This is a genomic window from Paenibacillus sp. V4I3 (genome assembly GCF_030817215.1).
Classification (GTDB): Bacteria; Bacillota; Bacilli; order Paenibacillales; family NBRC-103111; genus Paenibacillus_E.
In genome coordinates, this window is record NZ_JAUSZA010000001.1 from 5217342 (window position 1) to 5239065 (window position 21724).

The 21724-nt window shown below is 43.6% G+C and carries 22 protein-coding genes; 7 read left to right on the top strand and 15 right to left on the bottom strand.

Going from position 1 to position 21724, the window contains the following annotated elements; genetic code table 11:
- Positions 1-10: 10 nt before the first annotated feature.
- The gene (locus QFZ77_RS24065; RefSeq protein ID WP_307443240.1) at positions 11-916 is read right to left on the bottom strand and encodes an ABC transporter permease; all 906 of its coding nucleotides are present in this window, start codon (positions 914-916) and stop codon (positions 11-13) included.
- A gap of 171 nt (positions 917-1087) precedes the next feature.
- On the opposite strand from QFZ77_RS24065, the gene QFZ77_RS24070 reads away from it, so the two are divergent.
- Together QFZ77_RS24070 and QFZ77_RS24075 are read left to right on the top strand one after the other, a co-directional pair.
- Positions 1088-2824, top strand: a complete 1737-nt coding sequence (locus tag QFZ77_RS24070; protein ID WP_307449804.1) for a sensor histidine kinase — start codon at positions 1088-1090, stop codon at positions 2822-2824.
- The gene (locus QFZ77_RS24075; protein ID WP_307443241.1) at positions 2821-4341 is read left to right on the top strand and encodes a response regulator; all 1521 of its coding nucleotides are present in this window, start codon (positions 2821-2823) and stop codon (positions 4339-4341) included. The genes QFZ77_RS24070 and QFZ77_RS24075 overlap by 4 nt, the downstream gene beginning before the upstream one ends.
- Positions 4342-4390: 49 nt before the next feature.
- Here the strand turns inward: QFZ77_RS24075 and QFZ77_RS24080 are convergent, their stop codons facing one another.
- The 3 genes from QFZ77_RS24080 to QFZ77_RS24090 all read right to left on the bottom strand — a co-directional run bounded on the left by QFZ77_RS24080 (position 4391) and on the right by QFZ77_RS24090 (position 7207).
- Positions 4391-5317, bottom strand: coding sequence for a hypothetical protein (locus QFZ77_RS24080; protein ID WP_307443243.1), 927 nt, complete (start codon positions 5315-5317; stop codon positions 4391-4393).
- Positions 5318-5650: 333 nt separating this feature from the next.
- Positions 5651-6631: an aldo/keto reductase gene (locus QFZ77_RS24085; protein ID WP_307443244.1), complete on the bottom strand. Its 981-nt coding sequence runs from the start codon at positions 6629-6631 to the stop codon at positions 5651-5653.
- A 234-nt stretch (positions 6632-6865) separates the two neighbouring features.
- A complete protein-coding gene (locus QFZ77_RS24090) occupies positions 6866-7207 on the bottom strand; it encodes a zinc ribbon domain-containing protein YjdM (RefSeq protein ID WP_307443245.1) in 342 nt (113 codons plus the stop codon).
- Positions 7208-7360: 153 nt separating this feature from the next.
- Here QFZ77_RS24090 and QFZ77_RS24095 point away from each other — a divergent pair, with 153 nt between their 5' ends.
- The gene (locus QFZ77_RS24095; protein WP_307443246.1) at positions 7361-7741 is read left to right on the top strand and encodes a hypothetical protein; all 381 of its coding nucleotides are present in this window, start codon (positions 7361-7363) and stop codon (positions 7739-7741) included.
- Positions 7742-7875: 134 nt separating this feature from the next.
- On the top strand, positions 7876-8418 hold the full coding sequence (locus QFZ77_RS24100; RefSeq protein WP_307443247.1) for an NADPH-dependent FMN reductase: 543 nt from the start codon (positions 7876-7878) through the stop codon (positions 8416-8418).
- Positions 8419-8496: 78 nt separating this feature from the next.
- Here QFZ77_RS24100 and QFZ77_RS24105 read toward each other — a convergent pair whose 3' ends face one another.
- From QFZ77_RS24105 to QFZ77_RS24120, 4 genes are all read right to left on the bottom strand, one after another.
- Positions 8497-9096: a response regulator transcription factor gene (locus QFZ77_RS24105; protein WP_029197103.1), complete on the bottom strand. Its 600-nt coding sequence runs from the start codon at positions 9094-9096 to the stop codon at positions 8497-8499.
- The gene (locus tag QFZ77_RS24110; protein WP_307443249.1) at positions 9093-10229 is read right to left on the bottom strand and encodes a sensor histidine kinase; all 1137 of its coding nucleotides are present in this window, start codon (positions 10227-10229) and stop codon (positions 9093-9095) included. Before QFZ77_RS24110 ends, QFZ77_RS24105 begins: the two co-directional genes overlap by 4 nt.
- 78 nt (positions 10230-10307) lie before the next feature.
- A complete protein-coding gene (gene desA / locus QFZ77_RS24115; protein WP_307443250.1) occupies positions 10308-11363 on the bottom strand; it encodes a Delta(5) desaturase DesA in 1056 nt (351 codons plus the stop codon).
- A gap of 273 nt (positions 11364-11636) precedes the next feature.
- Positions 11637-12491, bottom strand: a complete 855-nt coding sequence (locus QFZ77_RS24120) for a helix-turn-helix transcriptional regulator (protein ID WP_307443251.1) — start codon at positions 12489-12491, stop codon at positions 11637-11639.
- A gap of 117 nt (positions 12492-12608) precedes the next feature.
- On the opposite strand from QFZ77_RS24120, the gene fabF reads away from it, so the two are divergent.
- On the top strand, positions 12609-13844 hold the full coding sequence (gene fabF / locus QFZ77_RS24125; protein WP_307443252.1) for a beta-ketoacyl-ACP synthase II: 1236 nt from the start codon (positions 12609-12611) through the stop codon (positions 13842-13844).
- Positions 13845-13936: 92 nt separating this feature from the next.
- Here fabF and QFZ77_RS37980 read toward each other — a convergent pair whose 3' ends face one another.
- The 4 genes from QFZ77_RS37980 to QFZ77_RS24140 are packed head-to-tail and all read right to left on the bottom strand — an operon-like array spanning position 13937 to position 18180.
- A complete protein-coding gene (locus QFZ77_RS37980) occupies positions 13937-14170 on the bottom strand; it encodes a CLC_0170 family protein (RefSeq protein ID WP_373462649.1) in 234 nt (77 codons plus the stop codon).
- 33 nt (positions 14171-14203) lie between these two features.
- Positions 14204-15427, bottom strand: a complete 1224-nt coding sequence (locus tag QFZ77_RS24130) for a Ger(x)C family spore germination protein (RefSeq protein ID WP_307443254.1) — start codon at positions 15425-15427, stop codon at positions 14204-14206.
- Positions 15399-16520, bottom strand: a complete 1122-nt coding sequence (locus QFZ77_RS24135; RefSeq protein ID WP_307443255.1) for a GerAB/ArcD/ProY family transporter — start codon at positions 16518-16520, stop codon at positions 15399-15401. The genes QFZ77_RS24130 and QFZ77_RS24135 overlap by 29 nt, the downstream gene beginning before the upstream one ends.
- Positions 16468-18180, bottom strand: coding sequence for a spore germination protein (locus QFZ77_RS24140; RefSeq protein WP_373462767.1), 1713 nt, complete (start codon positions 18178-18180; stop codon positions 16468-16470). The genes QFZ77_RS24135 and QFZ77_RS24140 overlap by 53 nt, the downstream gene beginning before the upstream one ends.
- Before the next feature lie 226 nt (positions 18181-18406).
- Between QFZ77_RS24140 and QFZ77_RS24145 the strand changes: the two genes are divergently transcribed.
- Positions 18407-19663, top strand: a complete 1257-nt coding sequence (locus QFZ77_RS24145; RefSeq protein ID WP_307443256.1) for a sensor histidine kinase — start codon at positions 18407-18409, stop codon at positions 19661-19663.
- 130 nt (positions 19664-19793) lie between these two features.
- Here the strand turns inward: QFZ77_RS24145 and QFZ77_RS24150 are convergent, their stop codons facing one another.
- A complete protein-coding gene (locus QFZ77_RS24150; protein ID WP_307443258.1) occupies positions 19794-20291 on the bottom strand; it encodes a DinB family protein in 498 nt (165 codons plus the stop codon).
- Positions 20292-20447: 156 nt separating this feature from the next.
- Between QFZ77_RS24150 and QFZ77_RS24155 the strand changes: the two genes are divergently transcribed.
- Positions 20448-21014, top strand: coding sequence for a CGNR zinc finger domain-containing protein (locus QFZ77_RS24155; protein WP_307443259.1), 567 nt, complete (start codon positions 20448-20450; stop codon positions 21012-21014).
- 64 nt (positions 21015-21078) lie between these two features.
- On the opposite strand, the gene ymzB is transcribed toward QFZ77_RS24155, so the two are convergent.
- Positions 21079-21435 carry a protein YmzB gene (gene ymzB / locus QFZ77_RS24160; RefSeq protein ID WP_307443261.1) on the bottom strand — a complete coding sequence of 119 codons (357 nt, stop codon included), beginning with the start codon at positions 21433-21435 and terminating at the stop codon, positions 21079-21081.
- 61 nt (positions 21436-21496) lie between these two features.
- Complete coding sequence (locus QFZ77_RS24165; protein ID WP_307443262.1) at positions 21497-21661, bottom strand: YozQ family protein; 165 nt, start codon at positions 21659-21661, stop codon at positions 21497-21499.
- Between the last annotated feature and the right edge of the window lie 63 nt (positions 21662-21724).

Here is a 21724-nt window from a genome sequence, read left to right on the forward strand (position 1 = left end):
TTTCTACCTCCTACCACAAACTCGTCTCAGAATTTTTTCTTGCCACATAGTTGACCACAATGAGCAGCAGCAAATTAACGATGGAATTAAACAGTCCGACTGCTGCGGAGAAACTAAAATTCGCTCCTACCAAGCCCATTTTGTAAACATAGGTGGAAATAACCTCAGACGCCCCAACATTAATCGCATTTTGCATCAGGTACACCTTCTCGAATCCAACGTTCATGATTTGCCCTGCATTCAGAATGAGCAGGATGACGGCTGTCGGCATTAAGCTTGGCAAATCGATATGAATCATCCGCTGAAAACGGGACGCGCCATCCACCTTGGCCGCTTCATACAAATGCGGATCCACCCCTGCTAGAGCGGCAATGTAAATGACCGAGGCATATCCCGTAAACTGCCAAACGTCGGAAAGTACATACACGGTTTTGAAATATTCCGGCTTTGACATCAAATTTTCCGCTGGAAACCCGAACTTATCCGCCAAGAGATGGATGAAGCCAAGCTGCGGGGAAAGGAAAAGCATAATAATCGAAACCATGATGACCGTTGAAATAAAGTACGGCGCGAATGTGACCAGCTGTACGGCGCGCTTGAAAACCCCGTTTTTCAGTTCGTTCAGTGCAAGAGCGAGTATAATCGGCGCCGGAAACCCGATAAGAAGCGAGTAAAGGCTAAGCAGCGATGTGTTCTTGATAACCCTCCAAAAAATGGGCAAATGGAAAAAGTCTACAAAGTGCTTAAAACCAATCCAATCGCTTCCCCATATCCCTTTGGTAACCATATAATTTTTAAAAGCAATCTGCACGCCAGCCATAGGTACGTATTTAAAAATAATCAAATATACGAGTGACGGCAAGATAATCAGATAGAGTTGCCAGTTTTTCTTTACCATTCTAAGTGCTATACTCATGATACTCCCCCTCACTGCATTTACGTAAAAGTTAATATTAAGCGCTTACAGGATCTATGATAAAGGAGCTAGAATTAAATTTATAGGGATCATTCTTAAGCAGTAGTGTCCGTTCATAAGGTGGTGTGAGTCATAACAAAGCCAACGATTAACTTTCAAAACTTGTCGATTGTGAAAAAAATGGCGATAGGCTATATCGTTATCATCTTCATTCCGATTATTTCGTTCGGCCTGTTTCTGTATAACCAGAACTACAACAGTTTTCTCGAAGAGTACGCCCAAGGAAGGCAGAAAATTGTTAATCAGGTGCTTAACAACTTAAATGTAAGTACAGTGCAGATCGAATCCGCTTATCAATTATTTCAAAATAATTCGAATACCATTGCTTATTTAAGTGGGAACTACCGGACCGATTTCGATCAGGTATCTAACTTTTTAACCTATATCAGACCCCTATTCTCTTATATTTTGTCATCCAATCGACTGATCGACGGAATGACCATCTATATGGAGCAGCAGAATGGTATGATATTTCGGCCTGAAATGGCCAAGATGGACGAATCCAAGTTGGACGAGAGCATCAAGAAACTCCCGCTAGGGGTTGGAAAATGGATTACGATAAAAAACGGGTCGAATCCAGACATCAACCTACATTTTGTCCATAAAATCGGAAACCGGAATTTTGAACAGGATATCGGTCTTCTCGATATCAAAGTTACTTCGAAATTAATTAAACCTTTGTTAGAATCGCTAAATTTGAACAATAGAAGCAATTTATATGTGCTTGATCAGGATCACCAAGTCATTTCTCTTGTGGAAAAAGTCCCCTTATCTCAGGATTCAGAACAGGCTTTATTTGCCGATGTCTTCCAATCGAACGCAAAATACTCGTATCAGCAGGTTAATGGAAATAAAATGCTAATTGAATCGTTTTATGCCGAAAGCCTTAAGCTGCAGTTTGTCATGATTGAGCAAGTTGACGACGTCTTTATTGGCATCAAAAAAAACAAGTACGTACTCGTATTAACCGTGTCCATCCTTTTATTACTACTTTCCGGCATTTACTATCTGATCGCCAGTTCAATTACGAAGCGCATTTTGAAGCTTTCCAAACATATGCGTCAGGTTGACGAAAACCATTTCCCGCTCTATCACGGAGAAATTAATAAGGATGAGGTCGGGCACCTGACCTCCGCTTATAATGCGATGATCAGGCGTATGGATGAGCTGGTAAATACGGTACACCGTTCGGAAATGCTGCGGAAGGAATCAGCCTATCTCATGATGCAGGCGCAAATCAAGCCCCATTTCCTGTACAATACCCTCGAATCGATTCGCATGATTGCGGAAGCGAACGATGATCCAGAAGCAGCTGAGATGTCCTATACACTTGGCAAACTATTTCGCTACAGCCTTTCGGGAACGAAAAGCGATACTTCGCTGAGAGAAGAAGTTGAAAATGTACAAGACTATATCAAAATCCAGCAAATTCGGCTGGCTGATCGGCTTCAAGTATCTTTCGATATAGACGCTGTTATCGATAACTTTATTTGTCCCCACTATATGCTGCAGCCAATTATTGAAAACTGCATTGTTCACGGGATCGCGAATGTAAGAAAACAAGGCTCGCTTTCGATCCGCATTTGGGAAGATTCCGCGTTTATGTTCATTGCCGTTGAGGATTCTGGTGCAGGTATTGAGGAAGAAAGACTTGTGCTCATCCAAGGCGTCTTAAACGGTAAAATGGATGTCCATCTCTTACAGACGGATGGCGGGGGTCTCGGTATTTTCAATGTAAACGAAAGAGTGAAAATGTTTTTTGGTGAACGTTCGGGTATTCAAATGGAGAGTAAGCTTAACGAGGGGACGACATGTATACTCAAGTTAGCAAAGGGGGCAACACAATGAAGCTGATGGTTGTCGATGATGAGCCTATCATTTTAAATGGGATTATCCGCATGATCCAGAAAGCGAATACATCGTTTACCGAGATCGTCGGCGCTGCCGACGGCGTTGATGCGGTGCAAAAGCTAGCCTATTTTCAGCCCGACCTGATCCTTACAGATATTCATATGCCGGAAATGGACGGTCTCGCTCTTATTAAAGAAATACAAGCTCTGAACCTTTGCAATCGCTTCATTATTTTAACCGGTTATGGCGATTTCGCATATGCTAGACAAGCTCTGCGCTATCAAGTCATCGATTATTTGTTGAAGCCGATTAATAAAGAAGAACTACTCACTGTACTCACAAGAGTTGAGCGAACAATTATGGAGGAACAGCATCAAACCATTGAGCATGACCTACTGCTTCTCAAAGAACATATCCTTTACAATACGCCAATTGAGGACATGCCGCTCAAGCCTGAGCAGCTGCACACCCTACTTCCCTATCCATATACGACGATTATTGTATTCCAGGCATACGAGAGTGTTCCCCTTTTGACGGCCGAACGTCTGGAAGGTGTTTGTGCCCTTCTGTCGCACGTTTGCAAGAAAACGTACACCGTTCATTCCCGTTTCTTAAGGCAAACGGTCCTCATTGCGAACGGTGTGCATGTACCGACAGACGAAGAGTTTCAGCGTGCATGTGGCGAGTTGTTCGATACGAAAAGAATACTGGGCAGCGGATATTGCATTGGGCTCAGTGTGAGGAAGAACGATAATGATAATTTGCGTGATCTGTATATAGAAGCAATGGCTGCAATGTTATTTAATCGGTACTTTTCAAATACCAGTTTGACGATATATAGACCAGAGTCAGAGAACATACATAGTGACTATGATAATCTTGTTCAATATATTGAACATTCGCTAGCCCAACAGATTTCGATCGAGCAGATTGAGAAGGACATCCAGTCCATACTGCCTCCTTTCTCAGGCCATGCAGATTGCAATAAGAAACTGCGTGAGCAGTTTCTTATCTGTGTTGGTGTCTATTTGCAAAGTGTTGGCCTGACGCCTGAATCCATTTGGGGTGAACACGCGGCAAACAAACTATTTTCGCCCAGCAGCACCCCGCTTGAGAATATCAGTGTATCGGAGATCATCGCACAATTAATTCGCTATGCACGCAGCACCGATCGCCATCAGCCGCACACACAGGCAATCGATAAAATCGTTGCTTTCGTGGAACAAAATTACAAGCTGGATCTATCGCTCGATGCCGTTGCGGATCATGTGCAAATGCATCCCAATTACATCAGCATGTTGTTTCGCAAAGAGATGGGACTAACCTTTCTTCACTACTTGCATACGTTCCGACTGACCAAAGCCAAGCAAATCATGCAAGAGAATCCGGAATGGCCGATCAACACCATTGCGGAGCTTGTAGGTTATGAAAATCCGCGGCATTTTTTCAAAGTGTTTAAAAAATTCGAAAACATCACGCCCGGGCAATACCGCCTTGGAAATTCTTCCGTATGAAATTCCTAAGCCTCTTCCATTTCGATATCCAGATTCAGAATCCATCTGCTTATAACGCCGCTTCAATAGTAGGCGTTTTCCGCTGTACAGCTTTACGGAACAAATATACGGACAAACTGAGCTCGAACATGATGACGACGGAACTCGTAATCCCAGCGATCAGACCATTAAGCCCAGGATTGTAGTCCACAAGAAGGAAAAGTATCGTCACTGACAAAATCACATTGCCGAATTTGCTGTAAGCGATTGTCTTATTTACGCCATGATACATAGCAAGCCCGTTCAAATAGTCGATCCAGGGATAGACCGCCGATCTAATGATGAGCACAATCGGGTGGGAAGGCAGCTTGTCAGGCAACCGTCTGGCAAGCGAATGACCTTCGAAACAAGCAACCGCGCTCTCGATGGCCATCCCTGCCAAGAACAGCAACGCTCCGTACCTGCTGTCGTTAGTTAGATTCCAGGAGACCATAGCCCATGACATAAGACCCATGACGAATAAGCGTATCAGAATGCCGATCGTCATCCATTTGGTCAACAGATGTTGGATTATAATGCCCTGGTACAAGCTGCGGGCAGCTGAAAACACGTTGACGAACATCAAGATTTGATAAGCGTTGACTGTAGCATCCAACAAGCTGTCTTGAGCCCCGAAAACATAGTGGAACAACAGCCGGCCAAGCGGCGTCCATGCAATCAGAGCGTTAAATAAGGCAATGATGCCAACAATCGTAACGATCATACGCACCATTTCCCTAAATGAGTGTTGATCCTTCACATATTTGGCGCTGGTTTGCCGGAGTGGAGCGATAGCCTGTTCCAGGATAAATGACAAACTGAGTGCAAGCGCATAACCGCTTATGGTGAGATCAGGGTGTGGCGAGCGTGCAAGCACTCCGCTGATAATGACGTGAGTAAGTGAAGCAAGCAAAGCTGAAGCACCCATGGGCAGGTAAAATAAAATCAATCGAAGCAAACGAGTTCCTCCTGATAGTCGGGTAGATGATTCCTTAAGAGATTTTCATTCGGTAAAGTAAGCTGTTTAATGTGGGATTGTGACGTTTATAAATAAATATATTTATTTTTTTGTGGAATTAAACACATTTTCCCCCATGAACCAACATGTGTCAAGGTTTATAACGGGAAGTTCCCCATTGTTCTAACAAAAACAAAATTTTTAATTCCAACTTTTAGCTGCTTATGCTTACATAAAAAATGCACCCCTTAGAACTCATCGGAATCGATTTTCCAATGTTTATCCTAAGGGGTGCATTTCAAATTTTGAGTGAAACGTTTTTTTTCTTACCTTTTACCAAGCATATGCCTGCGGAGCTGCTCCTCCTGGACCCGGGAAGATTTCATCTAGTTTCTGTAGCGTTGATTCATCCAGTACAATATCAACAACACGCAGTGTATTTTGAAATTGTTCAAGTGTACGCGGTCCAATAATCGGTGCTGTCATAGCTGGGTGAACCAGCGTCCATGCCAACGCCACATTCGCTTCACTTTCACCAAGCTCCTTGCTTAAAGTCGAGAAAGCCTCCAACTGTGTACGAAACTTCTCTACCCTCTCAGGGTTACTCGCTCGTTTAGAGCCCTCAATCGGCTTCAAAGCATTGCCGCCTAGCAGTCCGCCATCTAGCGGGCTCCATGCTATTACACCAATTCCAAGTTCCTCAGCCGCTGGCAGCACTTCAAGTTCAGGCAGTCTGCAGAGCAAGCTGTATTTGTGCTGTTCGGATACAAGACCAATAAGATGACGAGCTTTGGCTTCATATTGCGCTTTCACCAAATCACGACCCGCAAAGTTACTAGATCCTACATAGCCAATTTTCCCTTGGTACACTGGAACTTGAAAAGCTTCCCACAGCTCATCCCAAGATACATTGCGATCCACATGGTGCATTTGATAGAGCTCAATATGATCCGTTTGTAGGCGGCGTAATGACGCGTCCAAGTGTCGGCGAAGCTTGTAAGCGGAAAGCCCGCCTTCCCGGTTAGGTCCGTCGTTCACATCATACATGTCCCCATAGAACTTCGTAGCTAGTATCGTCTTCTCTCTTCGTCCACCGCCTTGTGCGAACCAACGACCTATAATTTCCTCGGTACGCCCCGCATTCTCTCCCCAACCATAAATATTTGCCGTATCAAAAAAATTGATTCCAGCATCCAATGCAGCATCCATGATTCGAAAAGCTTCTTTTTCCTCTGTATCTACACCGAAGTTCATGGTTCCAAGGCACAATTTACTAACTTTTAATCCCGAACGACCTAAGTAACTATATTTCATCTTTATCGCCTCCATTAGTTTATAGAGCAAAGCACGTTTCCATCGTGAAGTGACTCATCCACTTATTCATTTCAACAACCTAATCATACCTGAATCTGGGATGCTTCAGAAGTACGCACTTTTCCTTAACATAGTTGGCTTAGGGTAATCTACTCACCTAAATGTTAGTACTATTTTTGATAAAAAGATAGCCTGAAAAAATAAAAAAAGCCGCGACTAGCGCGACTTTCGAGCTTATACCTTTTTAACAAATTCGGATTTTAATTTCATAGCTCCGAAATCATCAATTTTGCAATCAATATCATGATCTCCATCAACCAAACGTATATTTTTAACTTTTGTACCTATTTTTATGACGGATGAACTTCCTTTTACTTTAAGGTCCTTGATTACCGTAACAGTATCACCGTCATTTAAAACATTTCCATTGGCATCTTTAACAATTTTGTTATCGGCACGATCTTCCGTTTCCAATTCTAACGTCCACTCATGCGCGCATTCTGGGCAAATCAATAGATTCCCATCTTCGTACGTGTACGCTGATTGACATTTTGGACAATTTGGTAAATCTAGCATTAATCTCATTTCCCCCATTCGTTATATGCTTATATACTGCCATAGTCTTCCCATTTTAACAACCCTTCCTCCTTCCTTCGTAACGTACAAATGTACAAACACACTTGCAGCTTTTGCATTTACTGTATTAATAAAGGAAGGAGAAGTGATAGGATGATTGCAAAGCGAGTTACATTCTCAACTGGTATTTTACGGAGACCAAATAAAACGAAGTTTGCCCTTGTCGATGTCGTTAACTTCAATAAAGGGTGCTCCCGCAGGGTAACGGTACAAGTATTTGACTGGTCTAATGGATCACCAATTCCCTCGAAGGTAAGTCCTTGCAACACCAAAAAATGTACGGTAACGGTTGCATCTAATAAATCGGTTTTCTTGTTTGCAGACGTGTCAAAGGTAAGGTTTAAATATGAGGTTCGTATTACACAGCACAATGATCACAAGTTAGTAACGAATGTAACTGGTGTTACGAATGCACCCTTTACTCCGCAAGTAGGAGACACGGTGCTTCAACGAAGTTTAATAAGAATAAAATAGTTTCAGCATTTCAGCTGAAAAACATAAACGAGCAGACTGCGGCTGATGCTCTTTTTATGTTTTGTGTTGTTTTACTTTTGACTATCGTACAATGTAAGATAAAGGAAACAACGAAAGAAATGAGATGATTTCGGATGGAGAAAACAATAAAAGTGTTAGCAATTTCAGGAAGTCTTCGCCAAAAGTCTTCTAATACGGCACTTATGCACGCTATCATAGGACTAGCCCGTGAAAATATGAGCTTTACTGTATATAACGGTTTAGGTGATCTACCGCATTTCAACCCCGATCTTGACGTTGATGATGGACCTGCATCGGTCCTTCAGCTGCGCACACGACTAAACGAAGCCGATGCTGTTCTTATCTGCACACCAGAGTATGGGAATGGAGTACCTGGGGTTTTGAAAAATGCACTAGACTGGTTAGTATCTTCAGGTCAGTTTATGAATAAACCGACAGCGGTAGTCACCGCGTCTCCCACTCCAATGGGCGGTGACAAGGCGCACGATTCCATTCTGCTTACGCTGAACATGATCAATGCCAAAATTGTTGAGAGAGGAACCATGATGATCCCCCACATTAACTTAAAACTTAATAAAGAGGGCGTCATTACTGATGCTAAAACCGAGAATGGTTTAAGTTCCCTGCTTGAAAGTCTTGTAGAGGCTTGTTCATAATTAAAATTCGCCCTCTTATTGCTGATATTTTTTCCTCATAAAATCAAAAGAGCTCCGATTTCTCGAAGCTCTCTTTGGTCACTTGAACCATCCCTTTTCTTTAAAACGCATAATAGCCTCAATACGATTGCTTACATTGAGTTTATCAAGGATTACAGAAATATAGTTGCGGACGGTACCCGTTGTTATATACATTTGATCGGCGATTTCCTTCGTATTTTTACCGTCGGCGATAAGGATCAGCACTTCCTTCTCCCGCTCGGTCAAAGGATTTTCTTCCCCATATGCGTCATCTACTAACTCTGAGGCATAGATGCGGCGGCCAGCCATGATACTGCGAATCGAAGTAGCGAGTTCCTCACTCGGGCTATCTTTCAACAAATAACCGTTGGCACCTGCTTTCACAGCCCTTTCAAAATATCCAGAACGGGCAAATGTAGTCAGTATCATCACCTTGCAGCCAAATCCCTTTAGTTCCTCAGCCGCGTCTAATCCGCTCTTAACTGGCATCTCAATATCCATGATACAAATATCTGGCTTATGAAGATGAACCAGCCTCACAGCGTCCTCTCCATTGCTTGCTGTACCAACGACCTGCATATCTTCTTCCAAATCGAGCAAGGAAGCAAGTGCGCCAAGCAGCATTCGTTGGTCCTCAGCAATTACAATTCGAATCATATCCCCGCCTCCCTTTCCGGTGGTTTGAAGGCATTCGGCACTTTGATAACGATCGTCGTTCCAATGTTTGAAACAATTTCCATGCATCCGTTCACAAACTCAAGCCGCTCTTTCATGCCGCGCAGTCCATTTCCAAGTAAGACAACGGATTCTTTGGCCATGCCGACCCCATTGTCCCCCACTTTGATAACCAAATCGGTTTGTGATGGCTCAATGGAGATCGAACAGGTTGAAGCGCTGCTATGTTTAATTATATTGGTAATGGCTTCCTTTAAGCACATACTCACCACATTCTCGTTCATCAGGGAGGTGTTCGTTAACTGAGGGTCCCCTTCCAAAATGAGGTCGATTTCTGCAGCCTTCAAAATCTGCTTAACGCGAAACATCTCATCCTCGAGTCTAGTACCTCGCATTTGCGTGACCATTTCCCGAACTTCCTTTAATGCACTTCTAGCCGTCTGCCGAACATCATTGATTTCAATTTGTGCTTGCGTCGGGTTTTTGCTAATTAATTTCCCCGCCAAATCACTCTTTAAGCCAATTAATGAGAGCTTCTGACCAAGTGTATCGTGTAAGTCGCGAGCTATTCTTTGGCGTTCTTCCAACTTTACCAGCTCGGAAATTCGTTTATTTGCGTCCTCTAGCTGTCCCTGCAGTTTATCACTCCTGTTTCGGTTGTATGTAGTGACTGGAAGGAGAATAACGCCAATCACGTTAATAAGGACAAACGGCAGCTGTGTAATATATACAGGATTTTGGGATACAAATCCATAGTTGATCGTTACAATTGTGCTTACTAGATGAATGGTGTACAACGTAATAAATCCGGCTCGATTTTGAATATTGCCAATAAAAAATGCTAAAAACAGTGAGAAATAAACATAGCTAAACAATAAGGTCATCGTGATTGAAATCAGAATTTGTACACTCGACCAGAAGTACATGAGCCAGCCTTTAGAGACAAAAGAAAGCACGTAGCAAATAAAGAATACAATAATCATGCTGGTGCCTAATACAATTTGGTAAGTGGCAGAAGAACGAAATATGAAATAAAAAGGGAGGATATAAAAGACAACCCATACATATGGACTAAGACCTGTTTTTTTGTGAAAAATCTGATGCCACTTTTGCATGGTCTCTTTACCCTCTTTTTCTTCGTCATTGATTTCATTCTATTTTAACATAAACATGAATTGACAGGATTATTTTCCTTAAATGACCGATTTACGGACTTTTAAGTTGTTCCCCAAAGAATCTTGCTTATCTTGGTTAGGGAGCACCTGTTTTTTATTTTTATAACCGACAAACGTTTTGTTCTGCTCGTCCCAAAGACGGAAACGTAATGATTGCAGACTTGTGCTAATTGTAATCGTCGTTGCTTTTTGCAGCGGAGGAGTTGCATTATGCGCCTTCTCCAAGTTATAATTTGGCACTTTCGGACTCAAATGATGCACATGATGAAACCCAATATTACCGGTTATCCATTGCAAAAGCTTGGGCAGCTTGTAATAGGAGCTTCCATCTACCGCGGCTTTCACATAACTCCACTCATCTTCGTTCTCAAAGTAGGAATCCTCAAACTGATGCTGTACATAGAACAGCCAGATCCCCAACAAGCCGGCTACAAAAACAAGCGGAGCTTGGATCATAACAAACGACTGCCATCCAATTGCCCAACACATAAATGCATATAACATGATGATGGAAACATTAGTCAAGTAAGTACTGATTCTTTCCTTACGCTTCGCACCTTTTGTATTAACACGGTTAGTAAATAGGAATAAAAAGATGGGGCCAAGACCAAACATAATAAATGGATTCCGATATAATCGATAAGCAACTTTACGCAATAATGGAGAAGCCGCATATTCATCGACAGTAAGAACCCACATATCACCTGTGCCGCGTTTCTCGAGGTTACTGCTCGTTGCATGATGAATGGAATGACTGTTCTTCCACTGTTGATACGGAAAGAGCGTAAGGATACCCGTTATCGTACCGATGATTTCGTTAGCTCGGCGGCTTTTGAAGAACGATTGATGACAACAATCATGGAAAATGATAAAAGTCCTTATAACGAACCCGGAAGCAATGAACGTAATCGGTAACGTTATCCAATAAGAGACAGATAGGCTTAGATACGCAGCATACCACAGCAGCAATAAAGGTCCTAAGGTGTTGAGTAGCTGTTTAACACTCGCCTTCGTATTTGATTTTTCATAAGGGGCAACCTGTTTTTTTAAATTGGATAGCGTAGATTGGGTCATTGTATAGTTCCTCCTCGGGTATGGTAAGCGAGTCATGTTGTCGAACGTAAGTCGCAATATCCTATCTTCATTATAGATATCGCTTTCATTTCGTTGTAGTCATAAACGTCAAGTAGCGGGTATGACAAATGTCATGTCCTATAGTAAAAAAGTGCCGCTACTTCGTAAATAACGAAATAGCAGCACCTGATCACAACATTCTTACTTTAGACGCAGACCCACCGATAGCTTCTCTACGGCCTTCTCAATGCCGGCGCTCCTTGTTACAACACATTAGTCATGGTCCTGATCTTCTAATTTGCTCATCAAAAGTCTGACTTTCGAATCGGTATCCGAACCGGGAGAAGGTGTATACACACTGCATCTTAAATCGGTACGGCCTTGCACTTGAAGTGTTGTCAAATCGAACAGCATCTTTCCTACTTTGGCATGCCTGAATTCAATGAATACTTCTGGCGCTGAACTCACATCACCTTGGTTCCAAAAAGCCCTAAAATCCTGGCTCTGCTCACTGATCTGCTCGATAAACTCACTGTACCAGTTATCTCCCACATATTGCCCATAATAAGATCGAAACATCGCCAAGAATCCCTTTACGAAATCATGCCAGTTTACAGCCAGAGCCTTCAATTCTTTACGTGTAAAAAGCAGCCATATCATATTTCTTTGCTCTACAGGGATAATCGCAAAATCTAGGAATATAGCTGCGGCAGCTTGATTCCATCCAACAATATTACATCGGCGATCTGAAATAATCGTGGGGCAATCGTGAAGTTCTGTCAGGATTCTACTTAACGCTGGGCTGATTGTTGGTATCTTGTCTTCAAATGTGGTCGGTGCCGGCTGCTCGAGAGCCAGCATGAAGAGATACTGGCGTTCATCCTCATTAAGCTGCAAAGCTAATGCGATACGGTCCAGTACTTGCACGGACATTTTAATATCTCTTCCCTGCTCTAGCCAGGTATACCAGGTCGTGCTGACACCAGCAATTGACGCCACTTCTTCTCTGCGTAAGCCAGGTGTTCGTCTACGACTCCCGCCAAGCACCCCAGCTTCACTGGGTTGGATTCTAGCACGATGAGTAGTTAAAAACTCTGACAGCGCCTGTAACCGTTCCTTTGTATCCATGCCAAATCCTCCTACGCATTTATCATAGAAGCTATTATACCAGTATAAACCGTAACTTGTAATAGGATAAGGAGTGTGACAATCTAATGGTAAGTAATCGATTAGGAGGAATAACAAATGAAGCGTGTAGTTGTGACAGGGATGGGTGTCATTACACCCATTGGGAATCAGGTGGATACGTTCTGGGGGAATCTTACGGATGGAAAATCAGGTATTACCAAAATAGATCATATGGATGTAACCGATTATAAAACCAACTTTGCTGGTGTGGTTCGGAATTTCGATGCAGAAGCAGCTGTTGGTCGGCGAGATGTACGCCGGATGGATCGATACTGCCTATTTGCCGTTGCCGCGGCCAAACAGGCTCTTGATGATGCAGCATTAGTCATTGATTCCACGAATGAGGAACGTATCGGCGTCTATATTGGCTCTGGTATTGGCGGTATTCAGACGATTCTGGACAATTATCGTACGTTACTGACCCGCGGACCAAGCCGCGTGAGTCCGACCGTTGTCCCCATGATGATCGCCAATATGGCGGCGGCACAGGTCAGTATCTTGTTCGGTGCCAAGGGCCCATCGCTAGCTCCAGTGACCGCATGTGCCACGGGCAATAACGCCATTGGCGAAGCTTTTAAGCTCATCCAGCGCGGAGGCGCCGACGCCGTCATTGCCGGTGGCGCCGAAGCGACGGTCACCGACCTCGCGCTGGCGGGCTTCGGCAATGCGACAGCGCTCTCGACGCGCTGTGACGCGCCGGAGCAGGCAAGCCGCCCGTTCGACGCGGAGCGGGACGGCTTCGTCGCCGCCGAAGGCGCCGGCGTGCTCGTGCTGGAGTCGCTCGAGCATGCCGAGCGTCGGGGGGCGCGGATCCATGCCGAGCTTGTCGGCTATGGATCAACCTCGGACGCCTACCATATTGTGGCGACCGATCCTGAAGGCTCGGGGGCTTACCGAGCCATGCGCGAAGCGATCGCCGACGCCGGGATCGCCGCGGCGGAGATCGACACGATCAATGCACACGCGACGAGCACGATCGCTGGCGATCTCTCAGAGACGCTCGCCATCAAGCGGCTGCTTGGTCGCGGTGCGTATGACGTACCAATCAGCGCAAACAAGTCCATGCTCGGCCATATGCTCGGCGCAGCTGGCGGTGTAGAAGCCGTCGCGCTGATCAAAACCTTGCAGGACGGCCTCATCCCTCCGACAATTAATCTAGAAAATCCAGATCCTCAGTGCGATCTCGATTATGTTCCAATCGTTGCAAGACGAGCTGAACTTCGTTATGGCTTGTCCAGTTCATTCGGATTTGGTGGGCATAACGCCGTCCTCATTTTCAAAAAACATGAATAAATAATCTCTTCCATCTACTCTCATACAAAATAAACCTAATCCGTTCAGCATAGCTAAATGGATTAGGTTTATTCCATGACTGATTCAGGCGTCTAATTCCAGAACCATCTCTCATAAATATAGTAGCTGCAAAATGAAATGAAAGCGAGGGCTATACTGAGCCACCCTGTAATAAGGGCACCTTTTTTTTCTTTGATCATATTAGCCTTCACATAGATTCTAACATCGAAACATAAAATGAGGATCCCAGAAATTAGTAACAACAAAACCGTGTAATAATTAAAGGTAATCATTGTCGAACCCCTTCTCACCCGAGCCGCGGTCATAAAACTCCTAGCATGGAACCAAGCTTTAACGGATTATTTGGTTTTCGTACCAATTCGTCGAATATTTATACGTAGACTTACGTCAACGGACATTTCACGATACATTTCTTCCCACTTCTGCTTAGTTTTAATTTCTCTATTCCAATAGGAAGGATGGAAAGCACGCACGTCTTCCCCGAAACCGAAGATGTCGCAACCGTCCTTTTGGGTCTGATGAATTAATTTTTCGAAACCTATTTTCCCGTCCTTTTCTATGGTTTGCTCTAATTTTTTAATCGTTTCCTTCGTTAAAGTCAAATTTTCATCCGATTTCTCCCGTAAATCTCCTTCTATTTGACTCACAACTGTGGCATGAATTTTACCGTTTTTGATCTCCGTAGTAATTTTCGCTTTACGATGGGTAGATTGAAATATGGCAGAGGTTTCTGATCCAGGTATCTGTGAGATAACGCTGTATCCTCCAGGATTGATTTGCTTCATTGCCATAAAGTGACCGATTTGCAGTGGCGTAGTGATTCCCTCCATTTTATCACCTTTAAAATAAGCCAATCCGGCGATTTCAATGTTAGATTCTTTCTTCAAATCCAGATAAGGGAGAGACCCTTCCTGTCCTTTAGCAGAACTAGCACTATAGAATACGCCTAGGAAATTATTGGGAAGCTTCCCCATTTCCTTGGCACGATCTAGAGTAGCCACTAGATATAAGGTGGGAACACGCTCTAATTGAGGCGTGGCTCTCATGATATCAGAAGCTTTCCCTTTGGACACAACCATCCAGACTGTTCTTCTTACCTGGGGCTGACGACGGAAGAAATCTTTCTCATTTTCGATCCCCTTCCTTGCCATCGCTTCTGACACTACGATTACACGCAAATGACCAAAAAACAAACGATCCGCCAATTGCTGCTGCAGATTCATCAAGGAATCGTAGATGGTACTCCCAACGCTAGTCAGCACCCAGACTGGTTTCTGCCCCGCTGGACCGCCTCCAGTACCTCCCGTCCCCAAGGGAATGCGTCCCGGAACGGCAATTTGTACAGTGATACGTATTAATCCTTTATTCAACTTAGGATTTTTAAGGATTTGTGTTGCATTGCTGCTTTCATTCGCTTCTTGCGGTTTGGCCTCATCGATGGCAATGGCTAAAACAACGGCTCGATCTTCGATTTCTAAACGATCCCAGCATCCCGTAAGCATTGGTAAAAGTAGTAGAAAAACAAGACCCCGGTTAATCCGTTTTCGCCACACGTTGATCACCCCGACTCCCCTTCTTTTTCTTGCGAATGAGGGCTACGACCAGTAGAACCAATGGATAGAAGACCGTGATGACCAGTCCCCAACGACCAACAATTTGAATAATGCCATACATCTGAAGCAAGTTTTGGGGAAACATGGCAATGACATAGATGAAAGGAATGAGAAAAAATGAAAACAACTTGTGATCGCGCAAATGTAACAGTTGGCTTAAAAAGTGAATGGCCAAGTAATAGGTCGACAACAATGTGGTAAATACAGCTGTGACCCAAACGGCAAGAAAGGCGCCATCCAACCTCTCCAAGATGTTGGCGGGCAGTGATGTGGTTTTGGCTAATTCCAAGGTAGGCCAAACTAAATTTTTAATTTCCTCTGCTCCGAATACGCCAACCGTAGCAACTACGATGAGTAAGTAGAGCCCCCCCGAAATTAACATGCCGACTAAGCTTGCCAACATCGCTCTTTCCGGCCTACGCATCGCAGGAATGACGATGGTCATGACGAAAGATCCTTGAAACAAGGCAGCCATGGTAAGGATTCCTTTTGACATGCCACTCGGTTCATTCCCCCATATTGGCAATAAATTGACCACTTGCGCATTTTTTAGTGATAGAACGACGATCAATACAAGTGGGAACACAATTAGCGGGAAATAAAAATGATGGAAATAGGTGAAGGTTGTCATATCAGCACGCGAAGAAACCGCAGCTAACAACAGCATCACAATAACAGTCACTTCCAGCGGCGTTTTCGTTAAAACGGAAGTCACTACGACTTCACCGAATTCGCGCGAAGCCAGCGCTGTAAGTACGGAAAAGAAAACGATAATCAAGACGCTGAAAACCCGAGCCGTCCATTTACCGATCAAAACTTCACTGTATTCAATAATTGTTTGAGTGGGAAAGCGCATGCCGAGTACAGTAACTAGCCAAAGCCCCAGAGAGCCGATTAAGATACCTATAAAGGTTACGAGTGGCGCCCCCGAATCGGCAGCTCTGACAGCAAAAAGCGAGAGTGCTAATACACCTACCCCGATAATCGTACTAATCAGAATGATCGCCGCTTGAATCATCGTTACTTGGCGAGGATACTCCATCTTTTATGTCCCTCCTTATATTCCCTACTTTCAATGGATCTAAGGTATTGCTTGGTGGATGCTTCATTTCCTTCGTTTTCATTCCCAGACGGGTATCATTCGGCGTATGCAAGAGTGCCGGTCTCTTTGGCATGGACCAGAGTGGCAGCCGAGCCAATGTATCCTTCATCCCTTGGAAATTTCCAGGGACAATCGGACTTAAGTAAGGCACCCCGAACGATTTTAAGGAGAGCATATGGTTGGCGATCAGGATAAGCCCGATCATCACGCCGTACAAGCCAAACATACCAGCCAAAATCACAAGCGGAAAGCGCAGCATCCTTAACGCCAAAGCCGCGTTATAAGCCGGTGTGGCAAAGGAACCAATCGTTGTTAAAGCGATGATTACGACCGTAATTGGACTGATGAATCCAGCAGCAACCGCGGCCTGTCCGACGACTAGTACTCCGACAATTGATAGCGCTCCCCCAACCTGCTGCGGCAGCCGTAGAGTCGCTTCCCTAAGCACCTCCATGGAAACCTCCATGACTAGAACTTCAATTAGAGATGGAAAAGGCACTCCGGCTCTCCCACCCGCAACGGCCACGGCAAACTCTGTTGGTATGAGCTCCGGATTAAAAGAAATCAAGGCAACATATAACGAGGGGAAAATCAAGGAGAAAATAAGAGCTACCAGTCGCGCTAGCCGAATAAAGCTGACCAGTAGAAATCGTTCCGAGTAATCTTCGACGGTTTGGTAAAACTGACTGAACACGGTCGGCAATATGAGGGCAAAGGGGGAACCGTCGACCAGCAGGATAACTCTGCCCTCCAGTAGATTGGCGACAGCCTTATCCGGGCGTTCCGTATTTTGAATCTGCGGGAACGGGGATAGGTGGTTATCTTCAATAAACTGTTCCAAGTATCCAACATCAAGAATCCCATCAATGTCTATCAACGCTAATCGTCTAAACACCTCTTCAACAAGTTGGGGATTGACAATCCCATCCAAGTAACAGATCGCTACTTTAGATTTGGTTACACGCCCTATCCGAATCGTTTTTACCCGTAGATCCGGTGTCGGGAGGCGGTAGCGAAGCAGCGAAAGGTTCGTACCTAACATTTCGATGAATCCTTCTCGTGCTCCGCGGATGACCTGCTCCGTTTCAGGTTGAGTAATCGAGCGCTTATCCACATTTCGTGTACTGAATAGCAGCGCTTCCTCCAACCCGTCCACTACAAGAACTGTTTCTCCTTGTACAATGGCTTGGATAACCTCAGATAAATGCTTTTCTGTTCTTCCTTCACAGGCATACAGCGTATCTCCAAATAATACATCCTTTAAGGGCCGGCTTACCTTCGCTTTCCCTTGCTTGCTAGTCGACGATATCATCAGCGGTTTTAAAATATGCTCATTCAAATACTGCTTTTCAATTAAGTCTGAGAAATACAAAAGCACCGCCGGGTACTGATCAAATATACGAAACCGATGCATAACAAAATCGTCATTTTCACCAAGTATCTTATCAACGAATGAAATCGTTTCTTCGAGAAGTGGAGTGATTTTCCCTTCTTTATTTTCTTCCAAAACCTGATGGGCAGGCGGCTCCTTTGGCGGAATCATGCGAGGTTGCTGGCTTTGTGATACTTTTCTAGACCTTCGTTTATACCATTGCCACATAGCCACGCTAACACCGCCTCCTGAAAACAGTCCCAAGATGTTCTATTCTTCCTGATTCCCTTTCATTTCCTTCTCCGTATTTTTATCCATTTCCCCAATAATATACATGAGAATAGGTAATCTGTCCTGATGAGCCTTTCCTACCGTAACCCCAAAGAGGAAGTTTCCACAGATACATCGAATAACTGTATAGTAAATTATTTCAGAACTGGCGAGGGGGAGCCCTATGCTCTATATCAAAGAAGTTTTGCTGCAATTACTGTTCGCCTTAACTCCCTTTGTTCTATATAACATCTACTATCGTGATAAAACCGCTAACTATTCAAAACGGTTTATCAATATTACGTGTATGATTTGTCTATTTATGTCCATGACCTTTTATTCTAGCGTGCAGAACGGAATTATTTTTGACATTCGTTACGTGATCATGTTTTTCGGACTGGTGTACGGCGGCATGACTACTGGACTTATATTGCTTGTTGAGTTTGTAATGTACCGAATACTAATTGGCGGACAAGGACTATTTTCAGCGATGATTATTCTAGTGATTACATTCAACTTGTCTGTCCTGTTATCCATCTTATATCGTCGACGCTCCGAGTACCGAAACCTAATAACTTTCCTAGCTGGGTTAAGCTTTTCCGTTATACCTATTTGTGTAATGTTAGTAACTGAACATAAATATGTAGTCGAGAACTTGACGTTTAATATCCTAGCTATGCCCATTCAAAATTCCTTGGGTATTTGGTTGTTGATTTCCCTTTTCAATAAGGCTGTTTCGGATAAGCAGCTCTTCCAGAAATATCTTCAAAACGAAAAAGTTGAAACCATCGCTCATGTTGCCGCCTCCCTTGCCCATGAAGTGCGCAATCCACTTACAGCCGTAATGGGATTCTTGAAATTAATTCGTAATGATTCTATCTCTAAAGAGAAGACCAACTATTATATTGATATTTGTGTTGAAGAGATGAAGCGGACGGAAGTTATTCTTTCCGAATATCTATCCATAGCTAAACCTAGTACTCCTAATTATGAACAAATGGATCTTGTGCCGCAGTTGAACTCCATTATAGATATCATGACACCATACGCTAACATGAATAACGTCGCATTAGAAGTACACAATCAGGGGCAAGAACTTTATATATCTGCGAATCCAAACGAAATCAAACAACTACTCATTAATTTCATTAAAAATGCCGTTGAGGCTTGCTCTTATATCTCAAGAGGAAAAGTCGTCATTCGTATGGCCCCCGAATCCCAACTCTATGCAAAGATAACCATACATGATAACGGGGTCGGCATGAGCAGCGAGCAGCTTGAGCGGCTTGGTACCATTTATTTTTCAACTAAAAGCAATGGTACAGGAGTAGGACTAACATTTTCTTATCAATTAATCCGTTCGATGAACGGTTCAGTCCATGTTCAAAGCACATTAGGTAAAGGAACAGAATTCGTTATCTCGTTACCTTTAACCAACTGATTAATCTCTTTAGATTTAAAGTTCGAGATAAATATGAAAAAAGACACCCCGGGGTGTCTTTTTTTCATTCTAAAATATGGCTTCCTCTACGCGATCAATTTACTCAACTTAAGAGTTAGTCGCAACCCCATTAGTCAAAAGAACGACGAGATGGCCAAGACCCCTGCAGTTTGCGAATGAACATGATCTGTCCCGTGTGATATGCGTCATGCATGATGAGGCTATTCACCCATCGGCCAACGGATTGAGATCGATTGGGGAAAATGTGTTCGAATTCTTCCTCTTCCCAGCTTGCGATCCGATCACGAATTCCCTGATGAACGGATTGCAGACGATCCAAGGTTTCTTGCCAATCCCCATTTGTTGTTGCCCCCACTGCAAATGTATCATCATTAGTCAGTTCCTCAGGATAATCGGATTCTTCCCCCGTCATTCTTTTCAATAATCGTTCTTTATAAAAAATCAGATGATGGATATTTTCCCAGATCGTGTTGACATGTTCACCCTCAGGCCGCCAATTGGCTTGCTCTGCGGACAGTTCTTTTAACGCATCAGTAAGTGGCGGATACCAGTCTTCCTTCTCATAGCAGCTATCCCATCCGTGAAGCAACAGCTCGACTTTATTCATTTCATATCCTCCTTAGATTACGCATATGTAACTATCTAAACAAGATTAACGAGTTACACGAGTAATTTACCATGGAATATTATGGAGGTCAAGTAACTAGTAAAATCGATGTTAAGGTGTTACAATGTTTTAAAAAAAGAACGGGGTTTACCTTCTATGCTTTGGGACGATTTCCTGAATAGCTTACATCATGATTGGCGAGGAGACGGAGCAATCGATGATCGTCTAGAAAAACCGGAATGGTTGGATCAATGGATTATGAAGCACCAACTTTCCGTTAATCATCATCCCTCTCCTAACGAATTAAATGCCCTGAAACAATTAAGAACGCTTCTCCATCGGATAGTGACGGATTTCGTAGCCAATTCCTCACCTAGTGAGGATGATATAGAAGCCCTCAACAAAGTCATGGCTGATGGGGCCGTTATTCGTCAACTTACAAAAAACAGTGAACGTTATCAATTAAATTTGTATGCAATCGGTCAGCAGTGGTCCCATATTCAGGCTGAGATTGTATCATCTATGGCACAATTGATCGCTGAGGGAGAACCATCTCGGATACGCATTTGCGATAATCCGAACTGCTTATGGGTTTATTATGATGATACTCGCAACCGCTCCAAAAGATACTGTGATGACAAGCTGTGCGGTAATTTAATGAAAGTACGCCGATTCCGCGCACGACAAAAAGCAGCTGCCGACTTGCCCAAGCATGAGCACTAACGACAACTGTTTTTTTGTGAGGAAGTTAAATGATTGTTGTAGGTACAGGAAACAATGAAGATAGTTATGTGTCTTGAGGATTTAACTGGGAAATGGAGTAATAGGCACGCTCAGTTTGAAGCATCAGCCCATTTTCATTTTGAATCCCTTGAATGATACCGATAAAAGGTATTTCATAAACATCTTCGGGAAGCTTTTGCATTTGACCCTCCACCGTTTCAATGCTTCCATTACCACGTAGTACAATCGTCTGTGGCAGTATATAGCTGTCAAAGGTTTCAGAGCTTCCCATTAAACCAACGTTATCTAGTGTAAATTCAATCTGATCCATATCTTGCTGTTCCTTCTTTTGAATCGTCAAGCTATTGCCTATTTGGCCTTCCAACCAGTTGCAAACTTCTTGTACTGTTATTTCCTCCATAGTGTTCTCCCCTACTTTTATGATTTAGAAGCCTTAACCGGCAAGCGGTCAAGGCTTCTTGTTATTTTTGACCAGAATCAAAAGGCTCGTCCGTTATTTTGACCTTCCCCTCTGCAAGCTGGTGTATACCGTCGCTCGTCCCCGCTGCATACACATCCGAAAGCTGTTCATGCGTAACTATGTTGCCTTCTAATTTTTTGTCACGAGAATCCTTATCATTTTCCACTGCACTCACCTCCATTTGCCTGCTATATCCAATATAGTTTGTACTTACAGACTGTTCTTATTC